This is a genomic window from Oxalobacter paeniformigenes, from assembly GCF_027158465.1.
Taxonomy (GTDB): domain Bacteria; phylum Pseudomonadota; class Gammaproteobacteria; order Burkholderiales; family Burkholderiaceae_D; genus Oxalobacter; species Oxalobacter paeniformigenes.
Window position 1 is genome coordinate 210396 of the sequence record NZ_JAMKYL010000001.1, and the last position, 18616, is coordinate 229011.

Genomic DNA, 18616 nt, shown 5'->3' on the forward strand with positions numbered 1-18616 from the left:
TTGCAGAACGGTTGTTTATGCGGTTTTGTCGCGGCATCATGTTCCGGAATAACCGGATTGAATGCGTGTGTACGGTGTTGCAGGCTGAATCATGCCTGCATCCTGAAATGGGCCATTTTAACAGAAGTCATGGCGAACTGTCCGGATATTGTCGATATGGTTTGATGTTGTTTGGCGAAACGTGAGGCTGTAGATCGTTTGGTGTGTCATTTTTGTGCGGATTGCACGTCGCATTGTCTGTATATGGGGGAAGTTCTGAAGGCTGGTGTGTGTCAAGCAGCAAATCCGTGTTCATCTTATAATTCAGGAAGCGGTTCTTCAATTGCCCCTTACAAAAGAAAGGAAATCCTATGAAACATGAATTGCCGACACTGCCTTATCCGATGGATGCGCTGGCTCCCTACATTTCGAAAGAAACGCTGGAATATCACTATGGACGTCATCACAAGACGTATGTCGATAATCTGAACAAACAGATCGTCGGTACGGCGTTTGAAAACATGTCGCTGGAAGACATTGTGCGGAATGCTTCTGGTGGTATTTTCAATAATGCGGCGCAAACCTGGAATCATACGTTTTACTGGAACGGCATGAAACCCAATGGTGGCGGAGAACCGACGGGTGCTCTCATGAAGGCTATCGAGGCGAAATGGGGGTCGTTTGCCGAATTCCGCAAGGCCTTTTCAGCTGCATGCGGCGCAAACTTCGGTTCCGGATGGACCTGGCTGGTCAAGAAACCGGATGGTTCTGTCGATATCGTCAATACCTCGAATGCCGCAACGCCGCTCACTGGGGAAGACAAGCCGCTTCTGACCTGTGATGTATGGGAACATGCCTACTATATCGATTACCGGAATGCACGTGCAAAATATGCCGAGGAATTCTGGAATGTCGTCAACTGGGATTTCGTCATGGCCAATTTCGCCTCGTAATGCATGCGTTGGCCGTTTTCAAGCCTGTACAGGCAAAAAGCCTCGCTGTATGCGAGGCTTTTTTTTTGCACATCGGGTGCCGGTTTTCCGGAAACGTTGTTTTTTCGGAAAACAGTGAAGGTGCGATTGGGTTGCGGTAGCCGGTGAACGGCGATGCAGGGCGTGATGACAGGTGTGGCGCAGCAATCCCGGGTGTGACAGAATGTTGTCCTATAATACCAACCAATCTTTCTGTATGGAGGCGTCATCATGAACAATACTGTCATTCTTTCTTCCGATGCCTGTCTCGGCCATGTCCCCGGTCCGGAGCATCCGGAGTGTCCCGACCGTCTGATCGCTGTACGGGAAGCGTTGATGGCGCCTGAGTTCGAGTCGGTCCCGTGGCGTCATGCCCCGCTGGGAACGAAAGAACAGCTGTTGCTTGTGCATACGCCTGAGTATGTCCGCCGGATCGAGACTATCCGGCCAAAAGTTGGGTATGTGCCGCTTGATGGCGGGGATACGATCATGTCGCCGGGTACCTGGGATTGTGTGATGAGTTGCGTCGGTGCGGCCTGCATGGGGGTCGATCTGGTGATGAAAGGCGAGGCGGACAATGTGTTTTGTGCGACCCGTCCGTGTGGACATCATGCCGAACCGGACAGGGCCATGGGATTTTGTGTGTTCAACCACGCGGCTATCGGCGCGGCGTATGCCTACAAGAAATACAAGCTGGAGCGTGTCGCAATCGTCGATTTCGACGTGCATCACGGAAACGGTACGCAGGATGCTTTTTACCACCGTCCGGAAATCTTTTATGCGTCCTGTCACCAGTCGCCTTTTTATCCGGGCAGCGGCGCACGCTATGAAACGGGTATCGATCACAATGTTGTCAATGTACCGCTGACACGCGGTGCAGGATCCGAGAAGTTCCGCAATTGCATGACGTTCGAAATTTTGCCTGCATTAAAGAAATTCAATCCGTCTTTCCTGATTATTTCAGCCGGTTTCGACGCACATCGCAAGGATCCACTTGGCGGGCTGAGTTTTACGGACGATGACTTTTACTGGGTCACGAAAGAGCTGATGAAGGTGGCTGATGAATGTTGTGACGGAAAGATCGTCTCCGTGCTGGAAGGCGGGTACAGTCTTGAAGGACTGGCGACCGGAACGGCGGCTCATGTCCGTGCTTTGATGGGGAACTGACGTGCGTGATATGCCGGGCAAAGGCCGTTGTATAATTGCCAAGCAGTTCGGCAAAACCGGAAGATGGCTTCCCAGAAAAAGAATTACCTGATAGAATTTTCATTTTCCAAAATTGGCTTAACCTGAAATACATTCATGACCACTATTCGCCTTAAAGAAAACGAACCATTCGAAGTCGCCATGCGGCGATTCAAACGTGCTATCGAAAAAACCGGTCTTCTGACCGAATTGCGTGCCCGCGAGTTTTACGAAAAACCGACTGCTGCACGCAAGAGAAAACTGGCAGCGGCCGTCAAACGTCACTACAAGCGAATCCGTAGTCAGCAGTTGCCGAAAAAGATGTACTGATCTTTTCCGCCATTTCAGGCGGATTTCGGAAACCTGAATTCAGTTGCCCGCTCCGGTCAAAGCCGCGGCGGGTTTTGCTGTTCATTGTTTTTGCTTATCGGAGTGCGACGTGAGTTTGAAAGAGCAGATTGTCAATGACATGAAAAACGCCATGCGCGCCAAGGATACGAAACGGCTTGGAACCATTCGTATGCTGACGGCGGCCATGAAGCAGAAAGAAGTCGACGAACGGATCGAGCTGGATGACCGGCAGATTCTGGGGATCATCGAAAAAATGATCAAGCAGCGCAAGGACTCGATTGCACAGTTCGAGGCGGGCGGCCGTCCTGATCTGGCTGAAGGAGAGCGGGCGGAAGTCGAAGTCCTGTCTGCCTATATGCCGGAAGCGTTGCCGATGGAAGAAATAGAAAAGGCAGTTGCGGAGGCTGTGAAAGATGCAGCTGGCCCGCAGGATATGGGCAAGGTAATGGGAGTTTTGAAAACGCGTCTTGCCGGACGTGCCGATATGTCGACCGTATCCGCGCTGGTCAAGAAAGCGCTAGCCAAAGCCTGATCCGTTGATCAATACGCGAAAACGTTTCTCGAATGAAAGAGGTTTGTTGAATTCGTGATACCCCAGTCATTCATTCAGGATTTGCTTAACCGCATTGACATTGTCGAGGTGGTGGGCAATCGCGTGCAACTGAAAAAAGCGGGCGCAAACTTTTTGGGTTTGTGCCCGTTTCATACTGAAAAGACCCCCAGTTTTACCGTCAGTCCAGTCAAGCAGTTTTATCACTGTTTCGGTTGTGGGCGGCATGGCTCGGCCATTACTTTCCTGATGGAACATTCGGGTCTTTCCTTTGTCGAAGCTGTTGAGGAGCTGGCGCAAAGTGCCGGTATGACGGTGCCCAAGGATGATTCGCGAATTTCGCCGCAACAGCGTGCGCGCCAGCAAGCCAGGACACTGGCACTGACCGAAGTGATGGCGGTGGCAAGCCGGTATTACCGGCAGCAGCTCAAACAGTCGCAAAATGCGATCGCCTATCTGAAAAAACGTGGGGTCAGCGGTGAAATCGCCTTGCGTTTCGGTCTGGGATATGCGCCGTCGTCACGCGATGGGCTCAAGGGCGGCTTTGACGATTATCAGGCGAAAGAACTGGTTGAAGCGGGACTGGTCATCGTCAAGGATGATGCGCCGGACGGAGTCGGTCCGGATGCCAGACGGTATGACCGTTTTCGTGATCGGATCATGTTTCCGATCCGCAATACACGCGGGCAGGTGATCGCGTTCGGCGGGCGGATTCTGGAAAGGGGGGAACCCAAATACTTGAATTCCCCGGAAACACCCCTATTTCAGAAGGGAAACGAGTTGTATGGCCTGTTCGAGGCGCGTCAGGCGATACGGGACGCCGGTTATGTGCTGGTCGTGGAAGGCTATATGGATGTTGTGGCGCTGGCGCAGACGGGATTTCCGCAAGCCGTGGCGACATTGGGAACTGCCTGTACGCCGACACAGGTGCAGAAACTGATGCGTCATACCGATCGGATCGTTTTTTCATTCGATGGCGACAATGCAGGGCGTGGTGCGGCCAGACGTGCACTGGAGGCCAGCTTGCCGCTGGTGTCCGATACGAAAAGTGTGGCGTTTCTGTTTTTGCCGCCCGAACACGATCCGGACAGTTATGTCAGGGAATACGGGCGAGAGGCTTTTGAAGAGCAGGTGGAACGTGCGATGCCGATGTCGGAATTCCTGATGCAGGAAATCGTTTCAGGCAATGATATGGATACGATGGAGGGGCGTGCCCGTGCCTTGCACAAGGCTCGGCCATGGTGTGTCGCGATGGCGCCTTCCGCCTTGCGCATTCAGATTCTGAAAAGGCTGGAACAGATCACGCAGATGCCGGAAGATGAAATGAAAACGTTTTTGGCGTTTGCTGCATCCGGATCGTCCGGGCAGCACGAAAAACGGGTGCGTACGCGTTTTCCTCGTTCTCCCCGCCCGCCTGTCGTCGGGCTTGAAAGGCAGGTGATGCGTCTGTTGCTGTTGTATCCGGAATTTGCTGCGTTGCTGGATGAAGAGGCTGTCGGGGCGATTTCCGCTTTTTCTCCGGACAAGGGGGGATTGTTGCATGCCGTGCTGGGTGCGATCGCTGAGCTGGGCGAACGGCTTGGTTATGCTTCGCTTGTCGAACAGTTGCGTGCCGATGGGGTGGAGTGTGAGCAACTGGTCCGGGATACGCTGGACAGGGAGTATGAGGAAGAACCGGCGCGGATGGAATTGCTTGGTGCAGTGCGGCAGATTCGTTTGCGTGTGCTGGCTTCCGAAATGGAAAAACTGGTATCCATGTCGATGGATGCCGATGAGAAAAAGCGACGTTATCTGGAATTGCGAGAGCGGCAGGAGGCCTTGCAAAAAGAAATGACGCAGGAAAATGTGAAGTGAAGTGTTTCCGGCAAGAAACAGAACGTATAAAAACACGGAAAATGTTATAATATAAGACTTTACATTCGGGATGTGTTGCATATATGCTCATAGATGCAACATGCCCGGTATCGTCTGAGTAATACCGGTGGTTTCCGGTGTGATGGATTTTCGAGCGGACAACGGACGACATGGATAAATCAGATAAATCCCGGTCAGGGACAGATGAAACGAACAGTACGACTATTACCGTCAAACGGCGTGGCCGGCGCAAACAGAGCGAGGATACTGCATCCGGTATGAATGCGGCAGACCAGGCGCATCCATCCGAGGTGTCCGCTGAACCGGTTTCCGATGACGCAGCCCCGAAAAGAGGGCGCAAAAAAGCTGTCGCCAGCGAAACGGTGACGCCGGAAGGTGTTGTTGTCAAGGTCAAAAGTACGCGTGGCAGAAAACCGCGGCAGGCTGTTGTGCAGGAGGCTGAGTCGGTTTCCGACAAGGGAAATGGCTCTGCGACGGTGGTCACGACCGATGCCGCGCAACTGGCGGCAATCGATACGTCGGGTTATGTATTGCCGGCCGTGAAGGTGCCGGGACGGCGTGGACGCAAACCGAAGGATTTCCAGCCGGAAAACGAGGAAGTGGCGGCACTGAATGCCGTGGAACGTGCCGAAATGAAGGCGGCGGACAAGGCGCGCGCCAAGGATCGCAAGGCCAAGGAAAAGGCTTTGCTGAAAGATGCGCTGGCGGGTGATTCGGAGGCGACGGAAGAAGAACTGGAACGTCGGCGCGAACGCCTGAAAATGCTCATCAAGCTGGGCAAGGAACGTTCGTTTTTGACTTATGCGGAAATCAACGACCATCTGCCGGACAATGTGATCGATCCCGATGCGATCGAGGGGATCATCAGCACGTTCAACGACATGGGTATTTCGGTGTATGAGCATGCGCCGGATGCGGAAGATTTGCTGCTGACCGACAATGTTGTGACGGTGACGAGCGATGAGGAAGCCGAAGCGGCAGCTGAAGCGGCGCTTTCGACCGTCGATTCAGATTTCGGACGAACCACCGATCCGGTTCGCATGTACATGCGTGAAATGGGATCGGTCGAACTGTTGACACGTGAAGGGGAAATCGAGATCGCCAAGCGGATCGAGGAAGGTCTGAAGGACATGATCCAGGCGATTTCTTCCTGTCCGACAACCATTCTGGAAATCATCGAGCAGGCTGAAAAAATCCGCAAGGATGAAGTGAAGATCGATGAAGTGGTCGATGGCATGGCGGATGAAGAGGATAATACGCCTCCGATGGTCGCTGCTTCCGACAACGATCAGGACGATGCCGATGATACCGATGACGATGAGGATGGCGAAGGAGACGACGATTCTGACGAGGACGATAGCGACAGCGGTTCGGCCAGCGGTGCGGCTGCCGGTTTTTCGGCCGAGCAGCTTGAAAAACTGAAAGAGGAAGCACTGGCAAGATTTGCGCTGATCGAGAAGCATTTCAAGAAGATGCAGCGTGCTTTCGAGCAGGATGGGTACAATTCGCCGGCCTATATAAAGGCACATGACAGCATTTCGGAAGAATTGCTGGGTATGCGGTTTACCGCGCGTTTTATCGAGAAGCTGTGCGATACCCTGCGCGAGCAGATGGAGGAAGTCCGGCAGATCGAGCGCGAAATCCTGAATGTGGCGGTCAACAAGTGCGGTGTGCCGCGTGCCCATTTTATCAAGACCTTCCCGGGCAATGAAACGAATATGGAATGGGTCGACGAGGAAGTCGGCGCCAATCATCCGTACAGCGAGATTTTGTCCCGCAATGTACCGATGATCAAGGAATTGCAGCAGAAACTGGTCGATATCGAAAACCGGATCGGTATGCCGCTGACGGATTTGCGTGAAATCAATCGCAAGATGGTTGCCGGTGAAATGCGTGCGCGCAAGGCGAAAAAGGAAATGACGGAAGCGAACCTGCGTCTGGTCATTTCGATCGCCAAGAAATATACCAATCGTGGTTTGCAGTTCCTGGATCTGATTCAGGAAGGCAATATCGGTTTGATGAAAGCGGTCGACAAGTTCGAATATCGTCGTGGTTACAAGTTTTCGACATATGCGACATGGTGGATTCGTCAGGCGATCACCCGTTCGATCGCCGATCAGGCACGTACCATCCGTATTCCGGTGCATATGATCGAAACGATCAACAAGATGAATCGTATTTCGCGGCAGATTCTTCAGGAAACCGGTTCGGAACCGGATCCGGCAACGCTGGCGGCGAAAATGGATATGCCTGAAGACAAGATCCGCAAGATCATGAAGATCGCGAAAGAACCGATTTCGATGGAAACGCCGATTGGGGATGACGATGATTCGCATCTGGGGGACTTCATTGAGGACAACAATACGCTGGCGCCGGCCGATGCGGCATTGCATGCCTCGATGCGCAGTGTGGTCAAGGATGTGCTGGATTCGTTGACGCCACGGGAAGCGAAAGTGCTCAGGATGCGATTCGGCGTCGAAATGTCGACGGATCATACGCTGGAAGAAGTTGGCAAACAGTTTGACGTGACCCGCGAACGTATTCGCCAGATCGAGGCAAAGGCTCTGCGGAAATTGCGTCATCCGTCACGATCGGATAAACTTAAAAGTTTCCTGGAAAGCAATTGACAGGTTAGGTAGCAACAGGGCCTATAGCTCAGTTGGTTAGAGCAGAGGACTCATAATCCTTTGGTCCCAGGTTCAAGTCCTGGTGGGCCCACCATACAACGTACAGGACTGCTTGTAACAGCAGTCCTGTTTTTTTGACGGTATGTACACATACCGGGATCGTTCACATTTTTCATTGTCGGGCAGGATTGGGATCGCGGTTCAGTCCGTGAGTGAAAATCGCTGAAAGTCAGGCGGAGTGCGCCACAATTTCGGCGCCAATCGATTTGGTGTTATTGTGTCCAGATCTGTTTATTATCTGACGGGTATGGGTGGTCGCCTTGTTGAAGGCCTGGGAGCTGCCCTTTTGGCCAGACAAGTACAGCTGGATGGGCGAGAGTTATCAGGCGAATTCAGAAGACTTGATTTTCAAAATCAGATTGATCTTGTTTCTGAGGATCTTATGGCTCGACACTGGACGGAAGAGAGTCTGGTTATCGCGAATTCGTTTGGTGCATATCTTTTTCTTCACGCGCAGTTGCAGTTGCCAAAATATGTGGGCCGGGTCGTTTTGTTATCGCCAATCGTCGGTGAATTCTGTGATTCTGAAATCATGATGTATTTCAGTCCGCCACGTGCTGACAAATTGTTTGTTTTGGCACGGGAAGGGCGATTCGTCGTTCCTGATCGGTTGGAAATATACGTGGGACAGGATGATTGGCAGAGCAATCCTGCGAGTGTCAGCAAGTTGTTTCGGCATACAGGTGCAACGGTGACGATTGTGCCTGATGCCGGTCATATGTTGCCAAAAGTGTTTGTCGGTCAATTGCTCGACAAATTGATTGTGTAAATGGGACATGTGTATGTTTTGGGTCAAAAATCAGCCAGCTTGTATGCATACTTTGCGGCATGCCTATGTGGCTTTGTTTTAATTCCCTGATTTAATGGCGTTTATTCTGGTGGATGCTCTTATGTTTTTTGGGGTTGCCGGTTCTGGTTTCCGTGAGCGTGTCAGATAACGAAGGAATGCGGTTTTTGCAAGTTCCTTTTTTATGATGAAACCGGCGTGGTTTGTGTGGTGTGCAGTTGCGAAACGGGAAAAGATGGGTTATATAAACACAATAGCCGGGAATGCTGCCGGCGGGACAGGAAAGCAGATTTTCCCGGAGGGCGGCTGTGCCGTGAAGGCAGGCAATGTTTTCGGAGTCATTCGATAATGGCGGGGATATTACCATGATTACCATTTTCGCTTTTGTTGCGGCAGTCCTGATTTTTGCGTGGGGATGGCATCGTTTGTACAAGCACAATATGCGCAAGGGGGCACGCAAGGGAGTCGCGCACACATTTGGTGTGCTGATCGGTATTTTCCCTGCGCTGTTTTTCTTTTATGCCTGTTTCGCGACATTTCCTCCACCTGACATGGAACCGCCTTCCACGGGGTCACTGGTCGGATTGTGGGTGATTTTCGCGATTGCCATCGCGATGTTGTTGTATCTGACGACGCGTCCGATTCCACAGGATGGCAGCAAGGCGTCTCCCCCTCCGGTGAACAAGCCGAAACAGTGAATGTATCAGGACATAAAAAAACGGGAACATCGTTCCCGTTTTTTTATGGTGCGGAGCCTATTCTTTCATTCTTTCCAGAAACGACGTCAGATAGTGGCCGGTTTGCGCAAGACGATTCTTGAGGCGGTGTTCGTCGTCGACCAGATGGAGCGTGCACAGGGTGTTCTGGCTGAAGCGGATGACGTTGGCTGCGGGAATCAGGCTGTCGCGCCATCCGTGGACGATTTCGATGGCATTGCCCGGACAACCCAGCCGGTATGGCGGATAGCCAGGGATATCGATGGCCGGTGCCAGCAGGAACAGTCCCTTGACGGGAATCGATGCGCTGGCAGTCATGGCAACCCATCCGCCCATGCTGGAGCCGACCAGATAATCTGCCGGTCGCTTGCGGCAGGCATCCACGAGCATGCCGACACGGATTTCCGGGTCGGTAGTCGATGAGTAGTTCAGGCTTTCCACATCGTAGCCCATTTTTTCTGCGATGTTTGCGAGATACCGTATTTTCGTGCCCCATGGGCCGCTTTCTTTTCCGTGAACGAAGTGAATCAGTGGTTTCATATGTCGTCTGTTTGAGGGTTGCGAAAGATGCATTGGTGATTGTATGCGGAATTGTTCGTCGGGTGCGACAAGATGATGCCGAAAAGTCATGATAGACAGGTCTGTATGTGCGGATATCCGTTTCTGTGGCAGACTGTACGGAATCGGATGCAAAATGGATGCCGGCCGGTATGTGCCGTTGTTCGGAAAATGAAAGGAGATCGTGATGGAATTGAAGTTGCTGACACCAGTGAAGATCGGTCATACGGAGTTGGCGAATCGTGTCGTGATGGCGCCGCTGACACGTTGCAGGACGGCGGAACCCGATAATGTACCGACGGCGCTCAATGCCGAATATTATGCACAGCGTGCTTCCGCGGGCCTGATTATTTCCGAAGCGGCTCAGATTTCGCGTTCAGCGCAGGGGTATGCCGGTTCGGCGGGAATGTATACCGATGCTCAGGAAGCAGGCTGGAAAAAGGTGGTTGAAGCCGTACACGCCAATGGCGGCAGAATTTCTGCACAGCTATGGCATGTCGGCAGGGTGTCTCATGCGTATTTCCAGAACGGCGGAGCGCCGGTCGCACCATCGGCTATCGCTGCAGAAGGTACGAAATGCCATATCGTGCTGGAAAACGGAGAGCATGCTTTTGTGCCGTGTGATCCTCCCAGGGCCCTCTCCGTTGAAGAAATCGGCCGGATTGTCAGGCAATATCGCGATGCTGCCGCACGCGCGGTTCGCGCAGGTTTCGATTTTGTCGAGGAACACGCGGCAAACGGTTATCTTCTCCAGCAATTTCAGGCGACAAATACCAATCGTCGCACCGACCGGTATGGTGGCTCGCTGGAAAACCGTGCCAGACTGACGCTTGAAGTGCTGGATGCCATGCTGGAAGTGGTGCCTTGCGACAGGCTCGGTGTGCGGATTTCTCCTTACTTCAATATCAACGGGATCGATGATTCCGAACCGGAAGAGATGGCTTTGTATCTTGCGTCAGAATTCGGCAAACGCGATATCGCGTATCTGAGTGTTGCCGAGCCGAGCTGGGTAGGAGGTATTTCGTTGACGGATACATTCAAAAAGAAAATTCGGCAGACTTTTTCTGGCGCACTGATTTATGCCGGCGAATATACGCGCGAAAAAGCCGAGGCGGCCTTGCAAGATGGATTGGCGGATGCGATCGGATTCGGCAGACTCTATATTGCGAATCCCGATCTGGTGGATCGTATCCGGCAAAACGGTCCCTACAATGTTCCGGATCGCGCCACGTTTTATACCGAAGGGCCCAAAGGCTATACGGATTATCCGTCACTGAAAGACAGTGCATCGCATAAAGTGTGAAGATGACAGCAGATAATGCGTGTTAAGCGACGTTTGTTACATTTGTTACGAATTCTTACATGTCATTCGTCAACCGTCAGGATAGGACATTCGTTAAAACAGGTAATCCGTCAGGATTATTGTTTCACTGAAAAACAGAAGGAAATACGAATGAAGAAAGTTATTGCTATCCTGGTCTCCGGACTGTTCGCATCCGCCGCCTTCGCTGCTGCACCTGTCGTCGAAAAGGCATCGGTTATACCTGAAAAGGCCGAACTGGCTGCGCCGGCCGAAGCGGGCAAGATCGAACCTGCAGATGCACTCAAGGCTGCACCTGTCGAAGCAGATAAAGCAGCACCGGCGGATGCACTTGATGCGACTCCTGTGCAGGCAGACAAAGCCGCTCCGGCGGGTATGTCAGACGCTGCTCCGGCAGATGCCGGAAAACCCGGTTCCGGTGATGCGCTGAAGATGGCACCTGCCGAAGCAGGCAAGCTGTTGCCGTCGAAAGATGCAATTATCGGGAAATAATTTTCCGGTTTCGGTAAAAAGGCAGGACATGTTCCTGCCTTTTGTTGTTTGTCGAAAGGGAAAGGTACCACGTTCCGGTGGTATTTCGTATAGGACATGTCTTGCCGGACAAAGGGGTATGTGGTGGCGACGGAACGAGGGTGTCTTGATGGGCGATAGAGTTACAAATGTTACGATTTTTCCGGCAAGAATCGTCAACTGTCACGGACACATATTCGTTAGTACAAACAGTTCATCCGGATGTTTCGTGTTTGATCAAGTGAAAGGATAACGCATGAAAAGATGATCGCTGTCGCGGTTTTGGACTTGCCAGTTTCCCACGGTTTCCGGGATGGTATTTGGGTTTTGGAAACCACCGGTTGTATCGGCCGGGATGGGAAAGAAAAGGCGCCGGAAATGGGCAAGACAACAAGCGTGACGGCGAAAAAGCGACCTCTGTAAAGGATATGAATCGGAAAATGATTTTTCCGGTTTGTATGAAAGGCAGGGTATTTATTGGCCCGCTTGTGCATGATTTTTCTAATTTGTTGATTCTGAATGGTAATTGCGAAATTTCATGATTTTTCGCAAGCATCGTGCAGATACGTGAAATAACCGGGAAAAAGGTGTCAACCGTTGTGATGCCAGTGTCGTTAATGCGGATGATCCAAACGGATTGGTAATTTTTCCACTCTCTTTAAGGAATTTTGAAAATGAAAAAATTGGTTGCTGTTGTAATTTCGGGTTTGTTTGCTTCCGCTGCTTTCGCTGCTGCTCCGGCAGCTGCCGACAAGGCCGACGCACCTGCTGTTGAAAAAGCAGCACCTGCTGCCGAAAAAGCCGCTCCGGCCATGAATGCCAAGAAAGCTGCACCGGTCAAAAAATCCAAAAAGGCTACGACTGCCAAAAAACAGGTAAAGAAAGATGCCGCACCGGCTGCAGACAAGGCTGATGCTCCGGCACCGGCTGCCAAATAATCGTTTTTCGCGGTTATGAAAAAGCGGGAATCATCCCGCTTTTTTTATGCCGTTTCGTATAGTGGATGGCATGGATGATTCGGGTGTTATTGTGATGGGTGTCCATGGTGTGTCGGAACAGATGGGCTTGTTACATTTGTTACATTTGTCATGTCAACTTAACCGGAAATATTGCGTTATTTACAAGTAGTAGCTTGTTCAGCCTGGTTTTGACAAGAAAAATATTTGATAACACTGACAGAGAGAAGGAGTCCGTACATGAAGAAGATTGTTGCTGCTCTGGTAGCGGCCCTGTTTGCCTGTGCAGCTTTCGCTGCGCCGCCCCCGCATGGCAAACCGGGACCTCATAATCGGCCGGCGCCGCATGCCAAACAGAGACCGCATGCCAAGCCGGGCCATGACAGAAGGGGGCCGCATGCAAGACCAGGTCCTGACAGGAGAGGATCTCATGCAAGACCAGGGCCTGACAGAAGGGGACCGCATGCAAGACCGGGGCCTGACAGAAGAGGGTCTCACGCAAGACCGGGTCCTGACAGAAGAGGTCCTCATGCAAGACCGGGTCCTGACAGAAGAGGTCCTCATGCAAGACCGGGTCCTGACAGAAGACCAGGGCCTCATGGCAGACCGGGGCGGTAAGACGGTATACAGTTGCAAAAAAGCGGGATTTATCCCGCTTTTTTTATGTTGTCAGGTAGAATGCCTTTTTCTGTCAGGGGGGGATGATGTACAGATTCTGTAGTTTTGTGTTTGCGGCTGTTTTGGCAGGATTTCCTTTCATGAACGGGTATGCGGCCGGTCAGGGCGATGTCCGTTTCGATACAGTGACGCTGCGTGCAGGCAAGAAAATGATTCATGCCGAAGTGGCGGCAACAGATGCACAGCGTGAACAGGGTCTGATGCACAGAAAATCCTTGCCGGAAAACAACGGTATGCTGTTTGTCTTCGACAGGCCGGCACGTTCCTGTATGTGGATGAAGAATACGTTGATTCCACTGTCAGTGGCTTTTATCGACTATGACGGAACCATCGTCAATATCGAGGAAATGGCACCGCTGACGACGGATTCCCATTGCAGTGCAGGCTGGATTCGTTATGCGCTTGAAATGAATGCCGGGTGGTTCCGGAAAAACGGTCTGAAACCGGGCAGCCGTATTTCGGGATTGCCGCAATAACGGCCTGTATCCCGTGAAGTGCAGGGTACCGGTCTTGTTGAAAAGACGTTAATATTTCCATATGGACGGCAAGGTCGTCACGGTGGCAAGCTCGTCATAAATGACGTGACATCGGATCGGGAGGACGCGATTTTCCGTGACAGATGCTGTATCCGGCATGCGGCATGTCGCGCCCATGTCAGGTGATGCGGCACCATTGCCGCAAACGAACAGTTTCAGGGATGTACTGACGATGAAGCAGGCGTTGACAAAGTGGCTGGAGAAACCGGTCAGAGGCGGGCATCCCGTTTTACGGCTGCTGCTGATTTTTTTGCCGGTCGCCCTGCTTATTTGTGGCGGCGGTTATTTGTATTATCGTTCCCAGCTGCATTTCATCCACGAAGAAAACCGGAAGATGGAACACGAAACGGTGATGGTCGGCGTGGTATCGATCAATCGCAGTCTCGAGTATGTCATGCAGGATGTCAGAGTGCTGTATTCCAGTTCAGACTTCCGGAAAATGGTGAATCGTCCGGACAAGGCCAATCTGGACAATGTCGCTGCTGACTGGATAGCGTTTGCAGAGGCAAAACAGGTTTACCAGAAAATCCGCTGGATCGACGAGAACGGTATCGAGCGGTTGCGTATCAATTATGTGGACAACAAGGCATCCGTTATCCCGAAAGACAAGTTGCAGGATCGGCGGGAACGCTATTTTTTCGAGGATACCAATGTCCTGAACGAGGGGGAGATGTATGTTTCTCCGCTTGATCTGAATATCGAGAACGATCATATCGAGAAGCCTTACGTTCCGACTATCCGTTTCGGTATGCCGGTGTTTGACGACCATGGGCGGAAACGGGGTATTTTGCTGCTGAATTATTATGCCGGTTCGATGCTCGGACGTTTTGAACAACTCACGAGTATGCGCGGCAATGCGGCATGGATGGTCAATCAGGAAGGATACTGGCTCAAGGGGCCTTCGGCAGGAGACGAATTCGGGTTTATGTTCAACAAACCCGAACTGAGTATGGCACAGCGTTATCCGCAGGCATGGGATCGGATCCGGCAGGCCGATGAAGGGCAATTCGTGACGGCGGAAGGTTTGTGGTCTTTCAATACCATGTCGCCGCTGAAAAAGGGGGTCAAGACCAGTCAGGGCAGTAGCGAGATTTTTTCCGGTGGTCTGGGCTCGCATGACGTGAGTTCCTACAAGTGGAAGGTCGTTACGCTGTTGCCGATGAATGTGTATAACGCCGATCTGTTCTATCTGGGAACGAAAATCATCGCTATTTCACTGGTGTTGCTGGTTCTGTTTTTTCTGGGTGTCGTTTCGATGGTCAGACTTCAGGAAATGCGGACATTGCTGCTGCTCAACCTGGAAAAACTGGTGGAGAAGCGGACAGAGGATCTTCATACGCTCAATGCCGTTCTGACGCAGAGCGAGGCGCGTTTAAAGAGTGTGTTCGAGAACATTCCCGATCTGATATGGCTCAAGGATACGAAAGGGGTTTATCTGGCGTGCAATCAGGCATTCGAGCGTTTTTTCGGCCTGGATACGGAACGGATCGTCGGCAAGACAGATGACGATTTGCCGCATAAATTGTCTGCTGATATGGTCCGCGCGGAGGATGAACGCATCATCAGGGAAGACAAACCTGGCATGATGGAGCAATGGATCAAGGATGTCAAAACCGGAAAACAGGTTTTCTTTGATGTGATCAAGGCGCCGGTCAGAACTCAGGACGGCCGTCTGGTCGGTGTACTGGGGATCGCGCGTGACATGACACGTCGCAAGGAAGACGAGGAACGATTGCAGCTGGGTGCACTGGTATACAAAAATTCCAGTGAAGCCATTCTGATTTCGAATGCCCAAAACGAGATTTTGGCAGTCAATCCGGCATTTGAACGGATCACCGGTTATACGTCGGATGAAGTGCTGGGTAAAAATCCCGGTATCTTGAGCTCGGGTCGTCAGGACAAGGCGTTTTACAAGGCGATGTGGCGTGAGCTTCGTGAAAAGGGTGTCTGGCGTGGCGAATTGTGGAACCGGAAAAAGAACGGGGAATTGTATGCGGCCTGGCTGACGATCAATGTCATTTATAACGAGGATGGAGCCGTTCGTTACTATGTCGTGCTTTCCGAGGATTTCACCGAAAAGAAAGAGGCGGAAGACATGATCTGGCGACAGGCCAATTTCGATTTCCTGACGGGGCTGCCCAATCGCCGGATGCTCCTGGATCGTCTCCACCAGGAAGCGGTCAAGGTCGGCCAGTCGGGCAGGAAACTGGCGTTGCTGTTTCTCGATCTGGACAATTTCAAGGATATCAATGACACGCTGGGTCATGATGTGGGCGATGTGTTGTTGACCGATGTGGCGGGACGGCTTGCGGAATGTGTGCGTAATGTCGATACGGTCTCGAGGCTGGGAGGTGACGAGTTTGCCGTCATTCTGACGGATCTGCCCGGTTTGCCGGCGGCTGAAAAGATCGCGCAAAAGATCTTGCGGTCGCTGGCGCGGCCTTTCAGCCTCAATGACGAAGTGGCGTATCTTTCGGCCAGTGTGGGAATGACGATTTATCCCGATGACGGTGTCGATATCGACACCTTGCTGAAAAATGCAGATCAGGCCTTGTATGCCGCGAAACAGGCGGGACGCAACCGGATGCGGTATTTTACGGCGTCCATGCAGGAGGCGGCGCAAAAGCGGATCAGGCTGGCCAACGATTTGCGTGTGGCGATCGAGGAATGCCAGTTCGAAATGCTTTACCAGCCGATTGTCGATCTTTCTTCCGGACGGGTACGCAAGGCCGAGGCGCTGATCCGCTGGCATCATCCCTTGCGTGGTCTGGTCAGTCCAGGCGAATTCATTGCGATTGCCGAAGAAAACGGGCTGATCGGCGCGATATCTGACTGGGTATTCCGTGAGGTGGCGGCGCAGGCTGTTCGGTGGCGCAGCCGGTACCATGCCGGTTTCCAGATCAGTATCAATGTCTCGCCAGTACTGTTCCAGAGCAAGGCGGATTATTCGGACTGGTTCGGTGAACTGGATCGTCTCGGTTTGCCTGGCAATGCACTGGTCATCGAAATTACGGAAGGGGTGTTGCTGGTGTCGAACCAGCATGTCATGACGCAGCTTGCCGAGTTCCACCGGCGTGGCATGGAAATCGCACTGGATGATTTCGGTACCGGTTATGCGTCGCTGTCGTATCTGAAAAAATTCGATATCGATTATCTCAAGATCGATCAGGCATTTGTCCGGAATATCGAAAACGAACCGAAGGATATGGCGTTGTGCGAGACGATGATCGTGATGGCGCACAAGATGGATATGCAGGTAATCGCCGAAGGTGTCCAGAACGGGGAACAGAAACAGCTTTTGGCGGATGCGGGATGCGATTTCGGTCAGGGGTATCTGTTCTCGAAACCGCTGCCGGCGGCAGAGTTTGAAGTATGGCTGGAAAAGCGTGATCGTGAAGTGTCATGAGGGGCGCACGGTATGCAAGAAAAAAGGCCTGCAAAAGCAGGCCTTTTTCATGAGGTGAAGATTATCGTCAGCCGGCGAGTTTTTTGCGCAAGAGTTCGTTGACTTGCGCAGGATTGGCCTTGCCGCGGGTGGCTTTCATGACTTGTCCGACCAGCGAGTTGAAGGCTTTTTGCTTGCCGGCACGGAATTCCTCGACGGAACGGGTGTTGTTGGCAAGGACTTCATCGATGATTTTTTCGATGGCGCCGGTATCCGAAATCTGTTTCAGTCCCCTGGCGTCGATGATGCGGTCGACGGCGTCGGCTTCGGCCGGGTGCGTTTCCCACAGTACGCCGAAAATTTCCTTGGCGATTTTGTTGGAGATCGTGTTGTCAGCGATACGTTTCATCAGCAGCGACAGTTGTTCGGAGCTGACCGGTACGTCGGCAATGTCGATGCCTTCACGGTTGAGTGCGGACGAGACATCACCCATCAGCCAGTTGGCATTTTGCTTGGCGAGCTGTTTTCCGGTCAGAGCGACCAGCTGTTCATAGTAGGCCGCCATGGCTTTCGATTGCGTCAGCACAGTCGCATCGTATTCCGGCAAGCCGTAGTCGGTGACGAAACGCTGGCGCATGGCGTCCGGCAGTTCGGGCATGGCGCTTTTGACTCGTTCGATCCATTCCTGCGAAATGACCAGCGGCGGCAGATCGGGATCCGGGAAATAGCGGTAGTCATCGGAGTCTTCCTTGGTGCGCATTTCACGGGTTTCGCGTTTGTCCGGGTCGTAGAGGCGTGTGGCCTGGACGACTTGTCCACCGCTTTCGATCAGTTCGATCTGGCGTTCGACCTCGTAATTGATGGCTTCTTCAAGATTGCGGAAGGAGTTGAGATTCTTGACTTCGCAGCGCGTGCCCAGTACGTCCGATCCGGCAGGGCGGACGGAGACATTGGCGTCGCAGCGGAAAGAGCCTTCCTGCATGTTGCCGTCGGACATGCCGAGCCATGTAACCAGCGAGTGCAGGGCCTTGGCATAGGCGACCGCTTCGGCGGCGCTGCGCATGTCTGGTTCGGTCACGATTTCCAGCAGGGGAGTCCCGGCACGGTTCAGGTCGATACCGGTCATGTCGGCGAATTCCTCGTGCAGGGATTTGCCTGCATCTTCTTCCAGATGGGCACGTGTGAGGTTGACGGTCTTGATATAGCTGTCCTTGCCTTTTTGTTCGACGACACAATTGATTTTTCCGCCCTGGACGACCGGTTTTTCGAACTGGCTGATCTGGTAACCCTTTGGCAGGTCTGGATAGAAATAGTTTTTGCGTGCGAAAACCGAAAGGGGGGCGACGTGCGCACCGATAGCCAGCCCGAACTGGATGGCTTTTTCGACGGCACCACGGTTCATGACAGGCAGAACCCCGGGTAGCGCCAGATCGACCGGGCATGCCTGGGTGTTGGGTTCGGCGCCGAAGTGTGTCGATGCGCCGCTGAAGATTTTGGATACGGTCGAAAGTTGTACATGTGTTTCAAGACCGATGACTACTTCCCACTGCATAGTGTTTCCTTTGATGGTG

15 protein-coding genes and 1 tRNA gene are annotated in these 18616 nt (G+C 52.5%); 14 read left to right on the plus strand and 2 right to left on the minus strand.

Annotation, left to right across the window (positions count from 1 at the left end):
• The first annotated feature begins 350 nt into the window (after positions 1 to 350).
• The 9 genes from NAI64_RS00980 (at position 351) to NAI64_RS01020 (ending at position 9083) form a co-directional block, all read left to right on the plus strand.
• A complete protein-coding gene (locus NAI64_RS00980; RefSeq protein ID WP_269296901.1) occupies positions 351 to 932 on the plus strand; it encodes a superoxide dismutase in 582 nt (193 codons plus the stop codon).
• Positions 933 to 1181: 249 nt separating this feature from the next.
• A complete protein-coding gene (locus tag NAI64_RS00985; RefSeq protein WP_269296903.1) occupies positions 1182 to 2117 on the plus strand; it encodes a histone deacetylase family protein in 936 nt (311 codons plus the stop codon).
• Positions 2118 to 2252: 135 nt separating this feature from the next.
• Positions 2253 to 2465, plus strand: coding sequence for a 30S ribosomal protein S21 (rpsU, locus tag NAI64_RS00990; RefSeq protein ID WP_269296905.1), 213 nt, complete (start codon positions 2253 to 2255; stop codon positions 2463 to 2465).
• Positions 2466 to 2574: 109 nt separating this feature from the next.
• On the plus strand, positions 2575 to 3018 hold the full coding sequence (locus NAI64_RS00995) for a GatB/YqeY domain-containing protein (RefSeq protein ID WP_269296907.1): 444 nt from the start codon (positions 2575 to 2577) through the stop codon (positions 3016 to 3018).
• Positions 3019 to 3072: 54 nt separating this feature from the next.
• Positions 3073 to 4890: a DNA primase gene (gene dnaG / locus NAI64_RS01000; RefSeq protein WP_269296908.1), complete on the plus strand. Its 1818-nt coding sequence runs from the start codon at positions 3073 to 3075 to the stop codon at positions 4888 to 4890.
• Positions 4891 to 5060: 170 nt separating this feature from the next.
• Positions 5061 to 7538, plus strand: a complete 2478-nt coding sequence (gene rpoD / locus NAI64_RS01005; RefSeq protein ID WP_269296910.1) for an RNA polymerase sigma factor RpoD — start codon at positions 5061 to 5063, stop codon at positions 7536 to 7538.
• Positions 7539 to 7555: 17 nt separating this feature from the next.
• Positions 7556 to 7632: transfer RNA gene (locus NAI64_RS01010), tRNA-Ile, on the plus strand.
• A gap of 183 nt (positions 7633 to 7815) precedes the next feature.
• Positions 7816 to 8367: an alpha/beta fold hydrolase gene (locus tag NAI64_RS01015; protein WP_269296912.1), complete on the plus strand. Its 552-nt coding sequence runs from the start codon at positions 7816 to 7818 to the stop codon at positions 8365 to 8367.
• A gap of 383 nt (positions 8368 to 8750) precedes the next feature.
• Positions 8751 to 9083, plus strand: coding sequence for a hypothetical protein (locus NAI64_RS01020; RefSeq protein WP_269296914.1), 333 nt, complete (start codon positions 8751 to 8753; stop codon positions 9081 to 9083).
• Positions 9084 to 9140: 57 nt separating this feature from the next.
• Here NAI64_RS01020 and NAI64_RS01025 read toward each other — a convergent pair whose 3' ends face one another.
• Positions 9141 to 9641, minus strand: a complete 501-nt coding sequence (locus tag NAI64_RS01025; protein WP_269296916.1) for an alpha/beta hydrolase — start codon at positions 9639 to 9641, stop codon at positions 9141 to 9143.
• A 205-nt stretch (positions 9642 to 9846) separates the two neighbouring features.
• On the opposite strand from NAI64_RS01025, the gene NAI64_RS01030 reads away from it, so the two are divergent.
• The 5 genes from NAI64_RS01030 (at position 9847) to NAI64_RS01050 (ending at position 17066) form a co-directional block, all read left to right on the plus strand.
• Positions 9847 to 10962 (plus strand): alkene reductase, encoded by a 1116-nt coding sequence (locus NAI64_RS01030; RefSeq protein ID WP_269296918.1) that lies wholly within the window; start codon positions 9847 to 9849, stop codon positions 10960 to 10962.
• A gap of 150 nt (positions 10963 to 11112) precedes the next feature.
• Positions 11113 to 11472, plus strand: a complete 360-nt coding sequence (locus NAI64_RS01035; RefSeq protein WP_269296920.1) for a hypothetical protein — start codon at positions 11113 to 11115, stop codon at positions 11470 to 11472.
• A gap of 692 nt (positions 11473 to 12164) precedes the next feature.
• Complete coding sequence (locus tag NAI64_RS01040) at positions 12165 to 12428, plus strand: hypothetical protein (RefSeq protein ID WP_269296923.1); 264 nt, start codon at positions 12165 to 12167, stop codon at positions 12426 to 12428.
• A gap of 776 nt (positions 12429 to 13204) precedes the next feature.
• Positions 13205 to 13600 (plus strand): DUF192 domain-containing protein, encoded by a 396-nt coding sequence (locus NAI64_RS01045; protein ID WP_269296924.1) that lies wholly within the window; start codon positions 13205 to 13207, stop codon positions 13598 to 13600.
• A gap of 136 nt (positions 13601 to 13736) precedes the next feature.
• The gene (locus NAI64_RS01050; protein WP_269296925.1) at positions 13737 to 17066 is read left to right on the plus strand and encodes a bifunctional diguanylate cyclase/phosphodiesterase; all 3330 of its coding nucleotides are present in this window, start codon (positions 13737 to 13739) and stop codon (positions 17064 to 17066) included.
• Positions 17067 to 17133: 67 nt separating this feature from the next.
• Here NAI64_RS01050 and gatB read toward each other — a convergent pair whose 3' ends face one another.
• Complete coding sequence (gene gatB, locus NAI64_RS01055; RefSeq protein WP_269297973.1) at positions 17134 to 18612, minus strand: Asp-tRNA(Asn)/Glu-tRNA(Gln) amidotransferase subunit GatB; 1479 nt, start codon at positions 18610 to 18612, stop codon at positions 17134 to 17136.
• Positions 18613 to 18616 lie beyond the last annotated feature (4 nt).

Bases quoted from the DNA above. Each gene is read 5' to 3' on its own strand.
- NAI64_RS01025 (WP_269296916.1), bottom strand. From the start codon at position 9,641: ATGAAACCACTGATTCACTTCGTTCACGGAAAAGAAAGCGGCCCATGG.
- NAI64_RS01040 (WP_269296923.1), top strand. From the start codon at position 12,165: ATGAAAAAATTGGTTGCTGTTGTAATTTCGGGTTTGTTTGCTTCCGCT.
- NAI64_RS01030 (WP_269296918.1), top strand. From the start codon at position 9,847: ATGGAATTGAAGTTGCTGACACCAGTGAAGATCGGTCATACGGAGTTG.
- NAI64_RS00985 (WP_269296903.1), top strand. From the start codon at position 1,182: ATGAACAATACTGTCATTCTTTCTTCCGATGCCTGTCTCGGCCATGTC.
- NAI64_RS01035 (WP_269296920.1), top strand. From the start codon at position 11,113: ATGAAGAAAGTTATTGCTATCCTGGTCTCCGGACTGTTCGCATCCGCC.
- NAI64_RS01020 (WP_269296914.1), top strand. From the start codon at position 8,751: ATGATTACCATTTTCGCTTTTGTTGCGGCAGTCCTGATTTTTGCGTGG.
- rpsU (WP_269296905.1), top strand. From the start codon at position 2,253: ATGACCACTATTCGCCTTAAAGAAAACGAACCATTCGAAGTCGCCATG.
- rpoD (WP_269296910.1), top strand. From the start codon at position 5,061: ATGGATAAATCAGATAAATCCCGGTCAGGGACAGATGAAACGAACAGT.
- NAI64_RS00980 (WP_269296901.1), top strand. From the start codon at position 351: ATGAAACATGAATTGCCGACACTGCCTTATCCGATGGATGCGCTGGCT.
- NAI64_RS01045 (WP_269296924.1), top strand. From the start codon at position 13,205: ATGAACGGGTATGCGGCCGGTCAGGGCGATGTCCGTTTCGATACAGTG.